This is a genomic window from Rodentibacter heidelbergensis (assembly GCF_002000125.1).
GTDB lineage: Bacteria > Pseudomonadota > Gammaproteobacteria > Enterobacterales > Pasteurellaceae > Rodentibacter > Rodentibacter heidelbergensis.
The window spans coordinates 13,274-31,216 of record NZ_MLHH01000009.1; the positions used below are offsets into that span (position 1 = coordinate 13,274).

At 41.2% G+C, this 17,943-nt stretch carries 20 protein-coding genes; 9 read left to right on the forward strand and 11 right to left on the reverse strand.

All coding sequences use genetic code 11. The features are described 5' to 3' along the window. Window position 1: 1 nt before the first annotated feature. The 8 genes from BKK48_RS04140 (at window position 2) to BKK48_RS04175 (ending at window position 8,365) form a co-directional block, all read left to right on the forward strand. Complete coding sequence (locus tag BKK48_RS04140) at window positions 2-592, forward strand: LolA family protein (RefSeq protein WP_077426906.1); 591 nt, start codon at window positions 2-4, stop codon at window positions 590-592. Further along, the gene (locus BKK48_RS04145; protein ID WP_077426907.1) at window positions 589-2,856 is read left to right on the forward strand and encodes an MMPL family transporter; all 2,268 of its coding nucleotides are present in this window, start codon (window positions 589-591) and stop codon (window positions 2,854-2,856) included. Before BKK48_RS04140 ends, BKK48_RS04145 begins: the two co-directional genes overlap by 4 nt. A 15-nt stretch (window positions 2,857-2,871) precedes the next feature. Continuing rightward, on the forward strand, window positions 2,872-4,107 hold the full coding sequence (locus tag BKK48_RS04150) for an NAD(P)/FAD-dependent oxidoreductase (protein ID WP_077426908.1): 1,236 nt from the start codon (window positions 2,872-2,874) through the stop codon (window positions 4,105-4,107). A 44-nt stretch (window positions 4,108-4,151) separates the two neighbouring features. Continuing rightward, window positions 4,152-4,592 carry a hypothetical protein gene (locus tag BKK48_RS04155; protein WP_244154855.1) on the forward strand — a complete coding sequence of 147 codons (441 nt, stop codon included), beginning with the start codon at window positions 4,152-4,154 and terminating at the stop codon, window positions 4,590-4,592. A gap of 2 nt (window positions 4,593-4,594) precedes the next feature. Next, entirely contained in the window at window positions 4,595-5,821 is a 1,227-nt protein-coding gene (locus tag BKK48_RS04160; RefSeq protein WP_077426910.1) for a beta-ketoacyl-ACP synthase, read from the forward strand. Continuing rightward, the gene (locus tag BKK48_RS04165; RefSeq protein WP_077426911.1) at window positions 5,814-6,275 is read left to right on the forward strand and encodes a hotdog family protein; all 462 of its coding nucleotides are present in this window, start codon (window positions 5,814-5,816) and stop codon (window positions 6,273-6,275) included. Before BKK48_RS04160 ends, BKK48_RS04165 begins: the two co-directional genes overlap by 8 nt. A 39-nt stretch (window positions 6,276-6,314) precedes the next feature. Continuing rightward, window positions 6,315-7,043: a 3-oxoacyl-ACP reductase FabG gene (gene fabG, locus BKK48_RS04170; protein ID WP_077426912.1), complete on the forward strand. Its 729-nt coding sequence runs from the start codon at window positions 6,315-6,317 to the stop codon at window positions 7,041-7,043. Between the two features lie 77 nt (window positions 7,044-7,120). Further along, a complete protein-coding gene (locus BKK48_RS04175; protein ID WP_077426913.1) occupies window positions 7,121-8,365 on the forward strand; it encodes a beta-ketoacyl-ACP synthase in 1,245 nt (414 codons plus the stop codon). Between the two features lie 26 nt (window positions 8,366-8,391). Here BKK48_RS04175 and BKK48_RS04180 read toward each other — a convergent pair whose 3' ends face one another. The 11 genes from BKK48_RS04180 to hslR are packed head-to-tail and all read right to left on the reverse strand — an operon-like array spanning window position 8,392 to window position 17,177. Continuing rightward, window positions 8,392-8,982 (reverse strand): hypothetical protein, encoded by a 591-nt coding sequence (locus tag BKK48_RS04180; RefSeq protein ID WP_077426914.1) that lies wholly within the window; start codon window positions 8,980-8,982, stop codon window positions 8,392-8,394. After that, a complete protein-coding gene (locus BKK48_RS04185; protein ID WP_077426915.1) occupies window positions 8,979-10,025 on the reverse strand; it encodes a beta-ketoacyl synthase N-terminal-like domain-containing protein in 1,047 nt (348 codons plus the stop codon). Before BKK48_RS04185 ends, BKK48_RS04180 begins: the two co-directional genes overlap by 4 nt. Beyond that, window positions 10,022-10,309, reverse strand: coding sequence for a phosphopantetheine-binding protein (locus BKK48_RS04190; protein WP_077426916.1), 288 nt, complete (start codon window positions 10,307-10,309; stop codon window positions 10,022-10,024). Before BKK48_RS04190 ends, BKK48_RS04185 begins: the two co-directional genes overlap by 4 nt. 18 nt (window positions 10,310-10,327) lie before the next feature. Next, complete coding sequence (locus tag BKK48_RS04195) at window positions 10,328-11,542, reverse strand: ABC transporter permease (protein ID WP_244154856.1); 1,215 nt, start codon at window positions 11,540-11,542, stop codon at window positions 10,328-10,330. Window positions 11,543-11,562: 20 nt separating this feature from the next. Further along, window positions 11,563-12,285 carry an ABC transporter ATP-binding protein gene (locus BKK48_RS04200; protein ID WP_077426918.1) on the reverse strand — a complete coding sequence of 241 codons (723 nt, stop codon included), beginning with the start codon at window positions 12,283-12,285 and terminating at the stop codon, window positions 11,563-11,565. Beyond that, window positions 12,282-13,274, reverse strand: a complete 993-nt coding sequence (gene darH, locus BKK48_RS04205; RefSeq protein ID WP_077426919.1) for a BtrH-related acyltransferase DarH — start codon at window positions 13,272-13,274, stop codon at window positions 12,282-12,284. The genes BKK48_RS04200 and darH overlap by 4 nt, the downstream gene beginning before the upstream one ends. Before the next feature lie 26 nt (window positions 13,275-13,300). Next, window positions 13,301-14,302 (reverse strand): virulence RhuM family protein, encoded by a 1,002-nt coding sequence (locus BKK48_RS04210; RefSeq protein WP_077426920.1) that lies wholly within the window; start codon window positions 14,300-14,302, stop codon window positions 13,301-13,303. Further along, entirely contained in the window at window positions 14,295-14,684 is a 390-nt protein-coding gene (locus BKK48_RS04215) for a DarG family dialkylresorcinol biosynthesis protein (protein ID WP_077426921.1), read from the reverse strand. Before BKK48_RS04215 ends, BKK48_RS04210 begins: the two co-directional genes overlap by 8 nt. Continuing rightward, a complete protein-coding gene (locus BKK48_RS04220) occupies window positions 14,671-15,834 on the reverse strand; it encodes a beta-ketoacyl-ACP synthase III (RefSeq protein WP_077426922.1) in 1,164 nt (387 codons plus the stop codon). The genes BKK48_RS04215 and BKK48_RS04220 overlap by 14 nt, the downstream gene beginning before the upstream one ends. Before the next feature lie 2 nt (window positions 15,835-15,836). Continuing rightward, on the reverse strand, window positions 15,837-16,754 hold the full coding sequence (locus BKK48_RS04225) for a hypothetical protein (protein ID WP_077426996.1): 918 nt from the start codon (window positions 16,752-16,754) through the stop codon (window positions 15,837-15,839). 30 nt (window positions 16,755-16,784) lie between these two features. Continuing rightward, window positions 16,785-17,177 carry a ribosome-associated heat shock protein Hsp15 gene (gene hslR / locus BKK48_RS04230; protein ID WP_077426923.1) on the reverse strand — a complete coding sequence of 131 codons (393 nt, stop codon included), beginning with the start codon at window positions 17,175-17,177 and terminating at the stop codon, window positions 16,785-16,787. Between the two features lie 70 nt (window positions 17,178-17,247). On the opposite strand from hslR, the gene nudE reads away from it, so the two are divergent. After that, window positions 17,248-17,811 (forward strand): ADP compounds hydrolase NudE, encoded by a 564-nt coding sequence (nudE, locus tag BKK48_RS04235; protein WP_077426924.1) that lies wholly within the window; start codon window positions 17,248-17,250, stop codon window positions 17,809-17,811. The last annotated feature ends 132 nt before the right edge of the window (window positions 17,812-17,943 follow it).

Here is a 17,943-nt window from a genome sequence, read left to right on the forward strand (position 1 = left end):
TATGAAAAAAATGATTTTTCTGTTCACTTTATTAATGAGCACATGGGCGTACGGTTTTTCAGAACAGGCATTGATTAGCCAGTTACAAAGGCCGCAAAGCGTACAAGGGGATTTTGTGCAAGCACGCCATTTAAAAGCCCTTAATCGCCCCATTATGACGGAGGGTAAATTTACTCTCGTAGCCAATAAAGGCTTATTGTGGCAAATGGAAAAACCCTTTAATACACAGCTTCGTGTCACTGAAAAAGGCATTATGCAGTGGAATGGAACACAATGGGTGAATAATGGTAAATTAGGGCAAGCCGAACAAATTCAGCTTTTTTTAGGCCTACTTTCAGGCGATGTGAGTGGGCTAAAAAAACAGTTTAAATTAACGTTAACGGGTAGCTCACAACAGTGGCAAGTAACGCTTGTACCTGATTCTTTATTAATGAAACAGATTTTTAATCAAATCATTATTCAAGGTGATGAGGTGGTGAAAATGATGACACTCGATGAAGCGCAAGGTGACAAAACAGACATCACATTTAAGAATAATCAGATCAACTCACCACTCACTGATTTTGCTCGTCAGGCGTTGCAAGTGCAATGAAAAAATCCACCGTACTTTCTCTTTTTTCAAGTTTCCTTTTATGTGCTGTTTGCGCTTTGTTTGCCTTTTTGGTTCAGCAAGGTAATTGGTTGCAAACGGATCTACAAGCGTTGTTACCGGAAGAACAGGGCTGGCAGCCTCTCCAAGTTCAAGCCGATCAAAAACAAGAGGCTCGATTTAATCAACAGTTGGTTGCCATGGTGGGTCATCAAGATGCACAACAAGCCTTTCAACTTGCGGAAGCAATTGCGCAACAATGGCAAAAAAGCGGTCTTTTTTCACAAATTACTGACAAAATCTCGCCGGATTTAGTCAGATTACAAAGCGAGATTAATACCTTAAAATTCGCCACTTTACCAGCGAAGGTCTCTCGCCAATTACTTGAACAGCCTGAACGCTATTTTCAGCATTATGCTGAACAAATTGTCAATCCTTTTGAAAAAGCTAATTTATTATCTATTGAACAAGATTGGCTTGGTTTTGGGCGTTTTGTATTGGGTACAGCAACCACGGCAATGCAATGGAATGTGGATAATGGGATGCTTTACACAGAAAAAGAGGGGATCACTTGGGTATTGCTGCGGGGGCAGCTGGCTCAAGCCGATAGCATAAAACCTACTTTTTCTTTGCTCGAGGTGGTCGATGAAACCCGCGTTTTGGCAAAGGCGAAGCAAGCAGGGTTTTTGGTGACAGGGGCGGCGCTTTTTGCGGCAGATGCTAAGCAAAAAGCGGAATCGGAAAGTCATATCATGACAGTGTTAGGGATGACATTGATTCTCTTTTTGTTAGCGTTTGTGTTTCGAACATGGCGAATTGTATGGCTATTTTTACCGATCTTGATGGGAATGTTGAGTGGACTTTGTGCCGTTATTTTAGTTTTCGGACAGGTACATATTCTGACTATTGTGATTGGTACAAGTCTTGTGGGCGTGTTGATTGATTTTCCTTTGCATTGGCTAGCTTCTTCGTTATTTGCCAAACAATGGCAGGCTAAACAAGCTATGCAATCTTTAGGTTTCACTTTTCTCATTAGCTTATTGATTACCCTTGTTGGTTATGCCTTATTAGGGTTCACTCATTTACCCATTTTGAAACAAACGGCTTTGTTTTCTATTGTGGCGTTAGTTGGTGCAATGCTCACGACAATGTTTATCCTGCCAAGTTTTTTTCAGCGTTGGCAAGCGAAATCCCCTTCCCTTTTATTATTAAAAGTGCGGTCAATTTTGACCATGTTTTTCAATAAGCCCGCTCATAAGCTAAGTGGCTTCCTCTTAGCCATTTTTACCGTAACAGGCATTTATCAAACCCAATGGCGGGATGATATTCGTCAATGGATTGCTTTACCTGAGCAGAGGTTAAATGAGGCACAGAAGATCGCTCAGTTAGCAGGGATTAATTTAAGCAGTCAATATTTGTTAGTGACCGCAGAAAATAACGAAGCATTGTTGCAAAAAGAGAGGGAACTCACCGACCAATTATTTCAACAAGGCTTTGATTTTCAAGCATTGTCCCAATGGCTCATGCCTGAAAAACAACAGCGCGCGTTGGGTGAAAAATTGAGCGAATTACCCCCTGCAAGTTATGAAGTGATGGCTCAAATTGGTATGCCGGTTGAGGAAATCACACAGGCGATTGAAGGGCTTAAAACATTTCAACCCCTTTCCTTAGAAAATGCCTTGCAGACCCACATTGGGCAAGGGTGGCAAACCTTTTATTTAGGTAAACTCGCAGAGAATCAGGTGGCAAGTTTAGTACAAGTTAAACCCAAAAATGGACAATCAGCGAGCGAATTTGCCAATGGCAAAGATATTTTTTGGCAAGATAAACGAGATCATCTTAATGAAGCGTTTGAACATACTCGAGATCAGGCGGCTTGGTTAAAATTGCTTTCTTTTATTTTAGTGGGGGGATTATTGTGGAAGTTTTGGGGACTAAGAAATAGCCTGATGATGTTGTTGCCCCCATTATTCGCCATTTTAATGAGCTTGGCGGTTTTTGGTTGGCTTGGTTTTCCAGTCGGGCTATTTTCATTGTTCGGATTGTTACTGGTTTCCGCCATTGGCGTGGATTACACCGCTTATATGCAAACGGCGAAAGAGCCTTTATCTAACAAGCGGATTGCGATATTATTGAGTGCATTAACCACATTGATTTCTTTTATGTTATTGGGCATGAGCTCCACGCCGGCGGTGGCGATGTTTGGGTTTAGCGTAAGTTTGGGCGTATTGTTTAGCGTAGCAATCACATTTAAATTATTTCGTTAATTTTTGGAGAAAATCATGGAATTATTCGATGTTGCGATTATTGGTGCAGGCCCATCCGGCTCGGTGGCGGCGGCCTTATTACACAAACAAGGCTTAAAGGTTTGTGTGATTGAAAAACAGCACTTCCCTCGCTTTGTGATTGGCGAGAGCTTATTACCTTATTGTATGGAAATGTTAGAGGAGGCGGGGCTCGTTGATGCCGTTTGTGCCGAACCCAGTTTCCAATTTAAAAATGGCGCTGCATTTACTTGGGGTAATCGCTATACCTATTTCGACTTCACGGATAAGTTTACGCCCGGACCGGGAACGACCTATCAAGTTCGCCGTGGTATTTTCGATAAAATTTTAATTGATGAAGTGGCAAAACGAGGCGTAGATGTGCGTTTTGGTGAAGAAGTACAGGCTTTTGATAATACACAAGAAAATGCCTTACTTTCTATTCGTAAGGAAAATGGGGATGTGTATCCTTTGTCAGCCCGTTTTGTATTAGATGCGAGTGGTTATGGACGTGTTTTACCCCGTTTACTGGATTTAGAAATCCCTTCTTGTCTGCCTGCCCGTGTCGCACGCTTTACACATATTGATGACAATATTACCGATCCGGATTTTGATCGTAACAAAATTTTGATTACGACTCACCCGGTACACCGAGATGTGTGGTTATGGCTGATTCCATTTGCCGATAACCGCTGTTCTATCGGTGTGGTTGGGTTACCTGAAACCCTTGAAGGCGATAATGAAAGTGTATTGAAAAAATTTGCGTTGGAATGTCCAATGTTAAAGCGTATTTTAGCCAATGCAAATTGGGATAACGAATTCCCATTCCGCCAAATTCAAGGTTATTCAGCAAATGTAAAAACCTTATTCGGCAAACAGTTTGCTTTATTAGGTAATGCGGCAGAGTTTTTAGACCCTGTCTTTTCTTCAGGCGTTACCATTGCATTACATTCCGCGCGTTTGGCAACAGGATTAATTGTTCGTCAATTAAAAGGTGAAAGTGTGGATTGGAAGGCAGAATTTGCCGATGAATTGATGGTGGGGGTGAATGCGTTTAGAACCTATGTCACTGGTTGGTATGAGGGTTCATTCCAAGATGTCGTTTATGCACGCCACCCACAACCTGAAATTCGCCAAATGATTTCCTCGATTTTAGCCGGTTATGCGTGGGATAAAAACAATCCTTATGTGGCAAAATCGGATACCCGACTAAAAGCTTTGGCAGAAGTTTGTGGTGTCGCTACACAAGATTGATGATGAGAGCCATTTTTTTAGTGAGCTTGACGTGCCTGTTTTTGATGGCATGTTCAAGCCTACCTCGAGTACAAAGTCTTCCGCCGCAACAGAAAACAGAGCGATTCTTTAAGGTCGAGCAGCATGAGAATGGTAAATTAAAACAAGCCACTCTATTGGTTTTATCAGCTCAACCTCAAGCTTGGCGTTGGGTGCAAAGTGATCCTTTAGGTGCGCCTATTGCGCGCGTAATTTTAGATAAAAATGGCTGGCAAAATGACGGTTTTGTGATGCCTAATCAACAAGCAAAACAGTTATTTTCTGCGATTGCTACGGCGTTGAATACCAAGCAGCCGTTGTTTGTATTTAGCCATATTGAGCAAAATTCACAAGGGATCACTTATTTTGTGAATAAAAAACCAGTTTGGCGGATTATCCCTCAAGTATCGGGTATGGAGATTGAACTGCCTGATATGAGTTATTGGTATATTGAAGAACTAAATTAAAAATGACCGCACTTTATTTAAGCCGTCCGGCTATTTTAAGCAGCTTAGGTGAGGGTATTTGTCACCATATCAAAAGTTTATTGGAAGAGGTTGATTCGCCATTAAGCTTATCCGATCACCTATTTCAATCAGAAAATCTTGAAGGCCCGGCTTATATGCTTGGTGCCATTAAAAGCGATTTATGTCCTTTTTCTGTCGATTTGCCCGAGGTGCATCGGAGTCGAAACAACCAAGTGCTGTGGCATTGCCTACAACAAATTGAATCTCTGATTGAGTCTGCTATCAACCAATTTGGTGAAACTCGAATTGCCGTCGTAATAGGTTCTTCTACCACGGGTGTGGACGAAAATATTCCAGTATTTAAATATGAATCTGAACATCCAAATGATTGGTCTGGTGCAACTTTCAAACAGCAACAGCAGTATTTTTCTGCCCCTGCTGATTTTATTGCCCATCAATATGGTTTAAGTGGTTTGGTTTATGGTATTTCGACCGCCTGTACCTCTGGGGCAAAGGCGCTTATCACGGCAGCTCGTTTGCTTAAGGCTCAGTTATGTGATGCAGTGATTTGTGGAGGGGTCGATACCCTTTCCTTACTCACGGTAAAAGGATTTGATTCACTTTCTGTGTTGTCAAATCAACGAACAAATCCGTTTTCTGCTTATCGTGAAGGTATTAATATTGGTGAAGGGGCGGCGGTATTTATGATGAGCCGTGAGCCACTTGATGATAGTACTATACAGCTTTTAGGCTATGGAGCCAGCAGTGATGCCTATCATATGTCCTCACCGCATCCGGAAGGTGAGGGTGCTGTGGCCGCTTTTAATGGGGCGTTAGCTTCAGCGAAAGTCGCCCCCCATGAAATCGGCTGGATCAACTTACATGGCACAGGAACTCTTCATAATGATCAAATGGAATCGCTTGCTGTCAGCTCGGTATTTGGTCATCAAACGCCTTGTACCAGTACAAAGCCTTATACCGGCCATACTTTAGGTGCTGCGGGGGCGATTGAAGCAGCTATTTTATGGGGGATGATTAACCGCTCATTAAACCCAAATGGCCGATTGCCAGCCCAATTATGGGATGAGCAACGAGACCCAAATTTACCGCCAATTGCATTAACGGATTCCTACAGTTATTGGCCAAATAGCAAACGAGTGGGCGCAAGTAGCTCTTTCGCTTTTGGTGGTAACAATACTGTCCTCATTTTAGGAGAAAGCGATGATTGATTTAACTTGTCCGATAACCCATCTTTCTCCTTTACTGCCACATAGTGGAAAAATGGTCATGTTGGAAAAAATTACCGATTTTGGTGAGGACTTTCTGATTGCTGAAATGACGCCGACTGAAGCCTGTTTATTAGTTAAAAATGGAAAATTGCCTACCTATATGGCTGCAGAGATTATGGCACAAGGGATTGCCGCATGGGCAGGCTGTCAATGTGTGAAAGCAGGGTTGCCTATTAGCTTGGGGTATTGGATTGGTTCTCGAAAACTCAAATTTCATGCCCCGTTGGTGACGTTAGGACATCGGTTGCAAATTCATATTCGGCTTTCTATTGAAGATGCCACAGGTTTTGGGGTATTTGATTGTTCCATGACAGATTTAGAAACCAAACAAACTTTAATTGAGGGAGCATTAAACGTGTATCGCCCTCAACCCAACCTTGATGAAAAACACTGAGAAAATTAACCGCACTTTTTAAAGGACAAAGAGAATACCATGCACCAAACTATTTTGATTACCGGCTCTAGCCGTGGCATTGGCAAAGCCATTGCCTTGCGTTTAGCGCAATCGGGATTTGATATTGTCGTACATTGTAGAAGCCGTATTGAAGAGGCTCAAGAGGTTGTTCAAGCCATCAGAAATTTAGGAAGAGAGGCTAGAATACTACAATTTGATGTCGGCAATCGAGAGCAATGTAGTGAAAAATTATTGGCAGATGTCGAAGAACACGGTGCATATTATGGTGTAGTGCTTAATGCGGGCTTAACCCGTGATAACGCTTTCCCTGCCTTGACGGATGAAGATTGGGATACGGTTTTACGCACAAATTTAGATGGCTTTTACAATGTGCTTCACCCGATTATGATGCCGATGATTCGCCGGAGAAAAGCGGGACGCATTGTTTGCATTACCTCTGTTTCCGGTATTATTGGTAACCGAGGGCAGGTAAATTATAGTGCCTCAAAAGCAGGAATTATTGGTGCGGCAAAAGCCCTTGCGGTGGAGTTGGCAAAACGCAAAATTACGGTCAATTGTGTAGCGCCCGGCTTGATTGATACGGAAATTTTAGATGAAAATTTACCGATTGATGAAATTTTAAAAATGATTCCAACAGGGCGAATGGGCGAGCCTGATGAAGTTGCCCATGCTGTTGATTTCTTAATGGATGAAAGAGCAGCCTACATTACCCGACAAGTGATTGGTGTGAATGGTGGCTTGTGTTAGCCCCTTTGTATTAAACCGCTTTGTATTAAACAATTAAGGGCAGAGTGATTTCCGCTCACTTGATAATGAGAGAAAAGATGAAACGAGTTGTTGTAACAGGTATTGGTGCGATTACTGCTTTTGGAAAAGAGTGGAAAGAGGTAAAAGCTGCTTTTCAACGCAAACAAAATGCCGTACAGGCTAAGACAGATTGGTTGGAACGCTACCCTGAATTAGAAGCCCGTTTGGGGGCAGAAATTCACCATTACCAACCACCAACGCATTGGACTCGTAAACAGTTGCGCAGTCTTGGACGGGTTTCACAGTTTGTTGTGGAAGCGAGTGAGCGTGCGTTGGCTAATGCGAATTTATTGGATGAGAACGGTGAGATTTTAGCTTGGCTCAAAGATGGGCGAATGGGGGTGGCTTGTGGTTCATCGACCGGCTCAACCAATGATATTCGAGATGCCGCCGAACTTTTAATGACAGGTAAATCGGATGGTTTTAATGCTAATACCTATGTCAGAATGATGCCTCATACAACGGCGGCAAACATTGGTATTTTCTTTGGTTTAACAGGCCGTATCATTCCTACTTCCAGTGCCTGTTCTTCAGGTAGTCAAGGTATTGGCTATGCCTATGAGGCGATTAAATATGGTCTTATCCCTATGATGTTAGCGGGAGGCGGTGAGGAGTTTTGCCCTTCAGAAGTTTATGTTTTTGACTCCCTTTATGCTGCAAGCCGGAATGTGAATAATCCAAATCAAACCCCTCGTCCTTATGATAAAGATCGTGATGGACTTGTGATTGGGGAGGGTGCAGGAATGTTTGTATTAGAAGAATTAGAGCATGCGCTCGCACGAGGTGCAAATATTATTGCCGAAGTGGTCGGTTACGGGGCAAACAGTGACGGCGCCCATGTTACCCGACCGCAAAAAGACACCATGCAACGTTGTATGGAATTGGCGTTGAAGGATGCTGATTTATCCCCTGAAAAAATTGGTTATGTCAATGGACATGGTACAGCAACAGAGCAAGGTGATATTGCCGAAACACTCGCCACTGAAGCCCTTTTTGGTCATATTCCGATTAGTTCTCAGAAAAGTTATTTAGGGCATACACTTGGTGCCTGCGGTGCGTTGGAATCGTGGTTCTCTATTGAAATGATGCGAGATGGTTGGTTTGCTCCAACCTTAAATTTGGATAACATTGACGAACGCTGTGGCAAGTTGGATTACATTCAAGGAAATGGACGAGAAATTCACACCGATTATGTTATGAATAATAATTTTGCTTTTGGCGGAGTGAATACCTCATTGATTTTTAAGCGTTGGAACGTCTAATTAATAGGTCGGGAAAGCCCGGCCTATTAAATTACCTGTTGTACTATGGATAAAAAATCTCCATTTTCCATGTTTTCTCGATCTTGGCATGGAAAAACAGTCAGTTTTTCGACCGCACTTTCCTTCTCTTTGGCGATCAACCAAAACACCGCCCCCTCTGTTTGATTTTCTCGATTTCCTTCTAACACCCAGCCAACCAACGCTTGTTCGATATCACCGTTGATGAAATCTAACTCAGCGAATTGAAGGGGGTGCCAGATTGTTGTTTGATTAATCGGTAGGAAGATTGAATTACCGACTGTTTGAAAATATTGGGCAAGTTGAAAGGTTGCGGCATTGTTGATATTCGCCATAAAGTCGAGTGGGCTTGGCATGTTGTACTGATTCAGTTGATGAAACATTTTGTCAAATTTACTCGGGGAGTTAAAAGGCGAACCAAGATAAATACCACAATGCGTGTGGATATGGTTTTTGAGTGGTAATGCGCCTAGTAAAGCGAGCTGAGTGAAACGGCTCAATCGCCGACTCTCAATACCTTCGGTTTGGAGTTGGTGGCGGAGGGTTTTATCTGCTATCCCATTGGCAATAAAGGTATTTTTCTGTAATAAATACATCATTCCTCCACGTTGACTATCCAGGCAATATGGCTGCCTCCAAAACCTAAAAAATAATGCAAATAATAACCGCACTTTAGGGCTTTTCCATGAGCAAGCAGTTGATTTGAATCTTTCACTTCCCAAGGTAATTTGGGAAGATATTTCCCATGGAATGCTTGATGAAAAAAGATACTTTCTAACACCCCGCTCGCACCGAGTGTATGGCCCATATAAGGTTTGATTAAAATCCACGCTTTTTGTGGGAAAAGTTCGTTCAACACCTGTTTTTCCATTTCATCACTTTTTCCGCCTACCCCGTGAATTTTGATGCCTTGGATTTGTTCTGCCGATATATTGGCCTTTTTAAGACATTGTTGAAGTAAGGTTTTCAATGAGCTTTCTTGGCTATTAGTCAGATTTTCGTTATCTGTTATACCGCAGACCCCTAAGATCTCGTAGCGGAAAGCCTGATGAGGTTGGGTGGACAATGCCATACATCCGATTCCTTCTCCTAAAACTAGCCCATGAGAGGCAACCATCGGTAAATAAGATAAATCTTGAGAAAGTAAATTCATCGCTTGAAAGTGCTCAAAAGTGAGTCGGTTAAACATTTCAAAACCAATGACTAAGGTTTTTTCTACCTGATGATTTTCCAGCATTTTATAGGCATAGCCAATGGCCTGGGCGGAGGAAGTGCAAGAGGTCGCAATGCTAAAAACTTGAGTTTGATACTGTTCACGCAAATGATCAGCAATTGCCGCTAAACTGTATTCTGTCGGTAAAGCTTGTTGACAAGCAAAACGTGCTTCACAATCACTCATGACATAGGCGGTAGAGCCAAGTAAAATCGGAATCTTTGTCATTTCAGACTTATCCCAACCTGCTTGCTTTAAAGTGCAGTCGATTTGTTGATCAAAATAAGCATAAAGCTGTTCAAGGGAAAGTAACGGTTCTTTAAATGTATTGAAATAAGGCAAGGTGGTTTCTTGCCCTAACATTTTACTCGTGCGTTGCCCTATTTTTTCTGCAAATTGAGCAGATACCCCATTGATATAGACGGTCATTTTTGATGTTGTTCACGAATAAAAGCCGCAAGATCGCGTACGTTCATCATATGTTTACGCACCATTCGATCGCCTTGCAGACGTACTTGAAAATGGGCTTGTAGGGAAACTGCGATTTGCAAGGCATCTAAGGAATCAAGCTGAATACGACTTTGCTCGCCAAATAATGGGTCATTATCATGGAGATCTTCCGGTGAAAATTCATCTTTCTCACTCTCCTGAATAATCAGTTTTTTTAGTTCATACTCAAGTTTTTGAGGTTCTAGGGTAAATTGATAAGCCATCTGTTTTATTTCTTCTGGTTAAAATTTTGCTTGTGTCGTTAATTGTCGTTGATAAATCATTGCAGCGAAGCCTAATGCTACCAAACCAAAAGTGGCTGATTTCCATAGCACTGGTGCAATTTGGTTCAGCTCGTAATGATTCAACAACAAATTTTGAAAACCGTTTAATGCCCAGCCCATTGGGGAGAATTGTGCAACAGTTTGCATCACTTGCGGCATCACATAGACCGGTACCATAATGCCACCAATTGCCGCCATGATGATAATGCCGCCTCCACCTAATACCACGGCATGTTCTGTCGTGCGTGCCACGACACTCACGAATAAACCATAACCCAGTGCAGCAAGGCTTACTGTGCAGGATAATATTGCATAGGGTAGCCAATCGCCAGATAGAGAAAAGGTTGGCATATCTAAGGCGGGGAGGACAAAATAGCCAAGGGCAATCATTCCCACAAATTGTAACTGGTTAATTAAAAAGTAGGGAATCAGCTTTGCGATGATCAAGCTGAATGCAGAAGCACGAGCCATTCTCAATCGGGTAAGCGTGTTGGTTTGCCGTTCCATCGCCATCACATTGGAAAGGGGGATCATAATAAAAAACATGCCAAAAATTAGCCATGCAGGCACACTATGTTGTACCGAATTGGGTTGGGATACCGCTTTTCCTTGACGGTTAAGATAGATTTCTTGCCATAAATCCTTTGCTAAATAATCGTTGATTTGGGCAAATTTTTTATCTAATTCTTTGTTTACTTTGGTTTGAATCTCTTTAATTGGCTTACGTTGATTGTTTTCCAACGTGATGTGATTATCTGCCAAATAATCATTTAATCTCAATTGGGTATAATGCTTTTGTAATATTCCTTTCACCCCTAAAAGCCAACTACGATCGACACTGGGATTGATCCATAATTGCAGATTTTGTTCTTGCTCAAGTTTGGTATTATCAGGGTTAGGATTGACAATTAATAAATCAAATTCACCAGTTTGTAAGGCCTGTTGATAGTGTTCCAATTCGGCGTTATCGGCTTTTTTGATCGCAAGTTTTTCGCTTTCAAGTGCGGTCAAAAATTGACGATTTATCGCATTATCCTCACTGAGTAAGATAATTTCCGAACGGTTGCTTAAGGTATTATCATTGCTGAGTGCGGCGGACATAATCAGCATAAATAAAATAGGCATAATAAACAGCACAGCCACACCGTGAAGATCACGACTTAATAACCGCATTTCTTTAAAAATTGATGTTATTAGCACGTTTTCCCAGCCTTGTTTAAAAAATCCAAATAAAAACGCTCAAGGCTCTGCTCGCCCTTTAAAATATTTTGTATAGAACCTTCATAAATTAATTGCCCTTCATTGAGTAACACTAATTTATCGCATAATTGCTCAATTTCCTGCAAATAGTGGGAGGTATAAATTACTGTTACCCCTTGTTGTTTCAATGCACGAACATTATCTAAAATAAATTGGCGGGATTGTGGATCGATACCCACCGTAATTTCATCGAGAAAAATCACTTTCGGGCGATTAATTAACCCAATGGCAAAATTTAAACGGCGCTTTAACCCGCCTGATAAATGTTTGGCAAGCTTGTTTTTATGCGTGATTAAATCCACTTGTTCCAATAATGTGAGTAAGTAGCCTTGATCTTTCACATCATAAAGTGCCGCAAAAAATTTTAGATTTTCCCATACCGTTAATAAGGGATAAAAGGCAAAATCCTGTGGAACTAAAGAAATTTGTTGGCGTTGCTGCTTATTGAGTTTGGAAGACTGCACACCGTCAAAATAAATCTCCCCTTGTTGTACCGATTGAAGCCCTGCGAGCAATGACATCAATGTGGTTTTACCTGCGCCATTAGGGCCGAGTAGGCCAAGGGTTGACGCTGAATCAATATGAAAATTCACGGCGTTTAGGGCGTTCTTTTCAGCCTTGGGGTAGCGATGCGAGATATCTTTTAATACGATCATGATTTATGTAAGCCTTGCCACAGTATTTCTTCTTTCTGCGCAATTTCTCTCAAAGAATTTGCGATGGTTTTATATTTTTCCATCGTTGGTTTTTTGCATTGCTTCACACAAAGAGTCGCAAATTCTCGCCACATGTCACCGATTTCCGTCATTTGTTCAGAGGCTTGTTTGAATTTTGTCTCTTGGCAGATTTCAGCGGCTTGTTCAAGGAAATAGGCGTAGAGATAACGAAATCCTGCTCCACCTGTGCCGATTTCTTCTTGCATTCGTACGATATGTCCAAGATATAAGCGGTTATATTTTTCACCTTTTTTACAAAGGGCGAGATTTTCGATGGATTTTGCGACTGTCCGAATACCCTTTACCCCCACAAAAAAGAGGGGAGCGAGCATTTGTTTAGCTTGTTTTCGAATAGCTTTGCGCACTAATGTGGGTAAGTCAACTTGAGAAAAATTAGGTGTTTGTTCAAAATAATACATTAACCCTTTTGCCGCTAATGCACCTTTAGCAAAGCGGGCTTTTTGTAAATCTTTCGCAGTACAACGTTGCACGGTTTCAAACACAGGATCGCTGATTAAATATTCATTTTGTGCTTTGCCATAGACCAATAAATTATGGGCATTAAAATGAAAACGCATTTCGGGTGGAAAGTAAGGTAACCAAAATACGGAGGTTTGTAAGCCGACTAACTTGCCATTTTGTAAGGCTTGATCCAATGCCTCCATGCCTTCCGTTTCTGAGCGAAACTTTTGAATTTTTAACCGCACTTTCAGTATTTTCGACACATTTTTAATAATACTTCTCGGTGGCATACGATAAGAAATTAACGGCATTCCGTTGACTTTGATAACCGGTAGATAAACAAACGTCAACGCAGAAGCTAAACCAAAAACCATGGCTTCATTGAGTTTTGCACCGTGAGAGGTTAATAATGTTGACATAACCCCACTTTCACAGTGGGCAGTGTGTTGGTGGTTAAACTGATTCATTTGTAAGGTATTGTAAAAATGAGTATTTATTTCTTTAATTTTAAGAGTTGCTTTATATAAATTTCGCCTTCTTTTTCTTTCTTTAAACGGCGAGCTTCAGCAAATTGCTCATACTCTAAAAAGGCTTTTTCATCTGCTTGTTTTTTAGTGATTGAACCTTTATTTTCTAAGACATGACGATCATTGAAGGCGAGAAAATCATCTAATTTTTGTTCCCAGTCTTTTAAAAAAAACTGTTTTTTACGAGATGCTTGATCTTCTGCAAAATCTAGCCACATAGAAACAATGCGGTTTAACTCAGTAATTTCTGTTTCATTAAGATAGTTTTTTGCAACAATGACATCTTTTTTTGCTACTTCTATGCCTCGGAAATTTGTTAATCCCATATTGGGTAAGTTGGCGTTGGCTCGCTGGAAAATAATTTCTGCTGCGGTTTGATTTGTACAGGCAAAATGTAATTTGTTTTGAATTTTTTGAAAAAATTGTGTGGTTTCTTTAAATGATGGCTGATAGTCTGCAGCCAAAGTAAAAATTTCTCGTACGCGCAGATACATGCGGCGTTCACTGGCACGAATATCTCGAATTTTTTCTAATAAGAGATCGAAATAATCGTCCGCTTGATTTGTCCCGATTGGTGGATTTTTTAATCGTTCTTCATTGAGGACAAAGCCTTTTTGAATATATTCCGTAAGCGTTCGAGTGGCCCATTGGCGGAATTGTGTGCCTCTAACAGAACGAATGCGGTAACCAACAGCAATAATAAGTGGTAAAGGGTAATAGGCTATTTGGCGTTTTATTTTTCTTAGCCCCTCATTTTTAACTGTCAACTGAAAGTTGACGGTTGATATTTCATCAAATTCTTGTTCATTAAAAATAGCCTTAATATGCTTGCTGATATTTTGTTTTGTTGTTTGGTATAACTCGGCTAATTCCTGTTGATTCAGCCATAATTGTTGTCCTAACTCGCGTAAGGTGAATTGAGATAAACCGTCCTCGGTGGTGTAAATAATAATGTCATTATCAGCCATTTTTAATGTCCTCAATACTTATCCCAAACACTTCAGCGTATCGCCCTAATGTTTTATCCGATAATTTCTCAAACAGATTGGGTTTAAAGTGCCGTTTGATTTGCCATTGCCAGAATCCCGTGGCTTGAGCGAGGCTGGTGAGATCGAAGCGGTTGAGGTACATATAATAAAAGAGCGGTGATTTTTCACCACGTTTTACCGCATTGAGTGCATCCTTTGCCAGTTGTTGCAATTCTTCTACCGCCTGTTCTGTGGCGAAGGTTTCCGTATCCCAACCGTTAGAAGTGGCAGTTTGGTAACAGCCGTTTTGTGTCGCGTAAATTACTTTTCGTTGCCCTTTGAAAATTTTACTGTCGTCTTGCGGGATATCATTCACCTCCATCGACTACCTCCAGTAACATAAAACAGGAGGAAAAACGACCGCTCTCCGGAATGTAACAAAGCACTTTTTGTCCGGCAATAAGCGGAAATTTCTCCAAAAATTCTTGCAAAATAATGTAGATGGAGGCTGAGCCTGTATTGCCTTTGGTTTCTAAATTAGTGAACCATTTTTCCTGTGGGATCACAAAGTTGATGTTTTTTAATCCATCAAGCAATTTATCACGGAAGAAGCCTGATGAATAATGTGGCAAAAAGTAGTCGATATCATCCGGATTCAAATGGTATTTATTAATTAAACGAAGTAGGGCGTTTTCTACGGTGCAACGGACAATATTTTCATTAAGCAGTTTGACATCTTGTTTTACTGCCATAAAACTGTGGGTGTCACGGGTTTGTTTATCCACGGTTTTCCAGCTGATAAAACGCTCCCCTTGTAAATCGGCGCCTGCATACATACACACGGGCATTTCGTTAGCATAAGAAATTAACTCAATCCAATGAATTTTGAGGCTCAAACCTTGTAGATTCGGTTGAGCACTGAGATGTACCGCCCCTGCGCCGTCAGAAAGCATCCACCGCAGGAAATCTTTTTCAAAGCCAATTTCAGGTCGAGCGTTGTTGAGTTTTTTTTGGTCGATCTCGGCTTCAAAATGTTCACTACGCATAATGGCAGAGGCCGATTCAGAGGCTACGGCAATGGCATGTTGATGTTCACCGGTACGAATGGCGTTGTAAGCATGTTTCATCGCCGCCATTCCTGCCACACAAACACCAGCAGTGGTGAGTACTTCATAAGCAGGAGCATTGGGGATTAAGCCGTGTACCATCACACCCTGTCCGGGCATAATTTGGTCGGGATAAGAAGTGCCGCAAGCTAAACAGCTGACATCCTCTGCCTTTAAGCCTTGGGCAAATAATCCTTTAATGGCCTCCACTGCTAATTCTGTCCCTGTGTGAGTGGTTTCACGGGTTTGGGGATCAATCGCATAATAGCGGCTTTTAATGGCATTGGAGCGTAAAATCATTTTACGCACACGAGAAGGTAATTCGCCAATTTGGCCTAACACCTGTTCAATTTGGTCATTTTCTATAGGCCCATTAGGCAAAAATGTGGCAATGTGGTTAATGTAAACATCCGTTAAAGCGGTCAAAATTATTCCCCTGAAGGTTTAGCAAAATCGTTTTTTTGTTTGGTTAATTTTTCTTTTAATAAGGGTTTGAGTAAGACTTTAATCAGTGCAGAAATCGGCACGACAGTCAAAATCAGTATAATCAAAAAGGCGATATAAAAATAGAGCATACCCTGGCGAAAACGAGGTGAAATTTGACCGCACTTTATGAGGAGTTTCCCCCATAAATAAAAACTGCGATGCCCCACTTTTTCGCTCATCATTAATTTTTCATCAATTTTCACTGCGCCCATTTTTTGAAATAGGGTATGATCAAGTGGTCTATTATCTGATAAAACCTGTGATAATTTTTTGCCAAAACGTTGCATATCTTGCATTTCTGCTTCGCTAATTCCTGCACTGGGTAACCAAGAAAAATAACGTTTTTTACCGCTTAACATCCAAGCAGGCGTAGTAATAAAACTTTGCCAAGCATTGGACTGATCAGTTTTTACGACATTGGCAATCAATTTGCCACCTTTCTGGGCGATCATTTTTTTCATTTTTTCTTGTGCCATCAACCACATATTACGGCAACCAATTAATGTGATGACCGGCGTATCTTTTAACAGGTTTGCTTGTGTTGATTGCAAAAAGGCAGAAATCGGTTGAGCGGGAGATAAAAACCATACTGTATAGGCAATCACGACTAAATCATATTTTTCACGCTGTAATGGTAGTGGCTCAATAGGAGCAGGCTGTAAATGCACTGATTCAGGAAATTGATTAAAAAAATGCATAAATTTCCAAGGAAAAGGATAAGGCTCACAGGGTTTTATGAGGTGATGTTCTAAATGAATATCATCCTGTTGTAAGGGGGCAAGAAAATGTTCAACAAGACGAGAAAGTTGCCCTGTTTGGGAATAGGAAATGATGAGGATGTTTTGAGATTTTTTTTGCATAGACATGGCGATATCCCATTTAAAAGAGATTCAACTTAATTCTTGATGCTTAAACTTCAACAAATCCCGACGTTCTTTTTTGTTCGGGCGGCGTTCGGGGTGGGGCATCGATAGGGCGTTGTTTTTTCTAGCCCATGCCATTTCTTCCCGTTTTTTCACACTTTGATCTGTTTCACGATAAAGTAATTGTGCCTCGGGTGCGCCACGGCGTTGATCGCTTAACACTAAAACTTCAATTTCTTTTTCTTCATTACCTTGGCGTAATTTTAAAACCGCACCCACTTCCACAATTTTACTAACTTTTGCCCGTTGTCCGTTGTAATGCACTTTTCCCCCTTCAATCATGGCTTTGGCAAGACTGCGGGTTTTATAAAAGCGGGCAGCCCATAACCATTTATCAAGGCGAACGTCTTTTTCTTCCATTTGGGATCTCTCTTTGCTCAATTTGTGATACAGTTTTTGCCCAATGGTATCACAGAATAAAGGAAAAATTATGAAGTCGGATGATCAAAATATGTTGCCCCAAATTTTATCAACACGTACTGTTGCAAAATCCCGTTTATTTGAGATAGAAGCGGTGGATTTACGCTTTAGTAATGGTGAAAAGCGCACTTATGAACGCTTTAAACCGGGGGCGCATCAGGCGGTGATGATGGTGCCGATTGAAGGTGATGCGCTTTTAATGATTCGAGAATATGCGGTAGGGACGGAGCGTTATGAGCTGAGTTTTCCTAAAGGAGGTGTGGATGTGGGGGAAACACCAAAGGAAGCTGCTAATCGTGAATTAAAAGAAGAAATCGGCGTGGGGGCAAAACGCATTGATTTTTTACGCACTGTGATGACAAGCCCAAGTTATATGCGTAACCCGATGCATATTTTTATTGTGCAGGATTTCTACCCTTGCAAACTCGAAGGAGATGAACCCGAACCCTTAGAAGTCGTTCGTTTTCCGTTGGCAAAATTGGATGAATTAATTGCCAATCCGGATTTCAATGAAGCTAGAAATTTGACCGCACTTTATGCTTTGAGAGATTATTTGCGTCATCAAAGGCTGTAAAAGGTAGATGATTATTTCTAATAAAATAGGTGGTTTATTAAACATTTTCTAATTTAATAAAACAAATATTAAACAATGCTTGAGATTTTGGACATTTTTTGCAAAATTGAAGGCCTTATTATTTAACCTAGG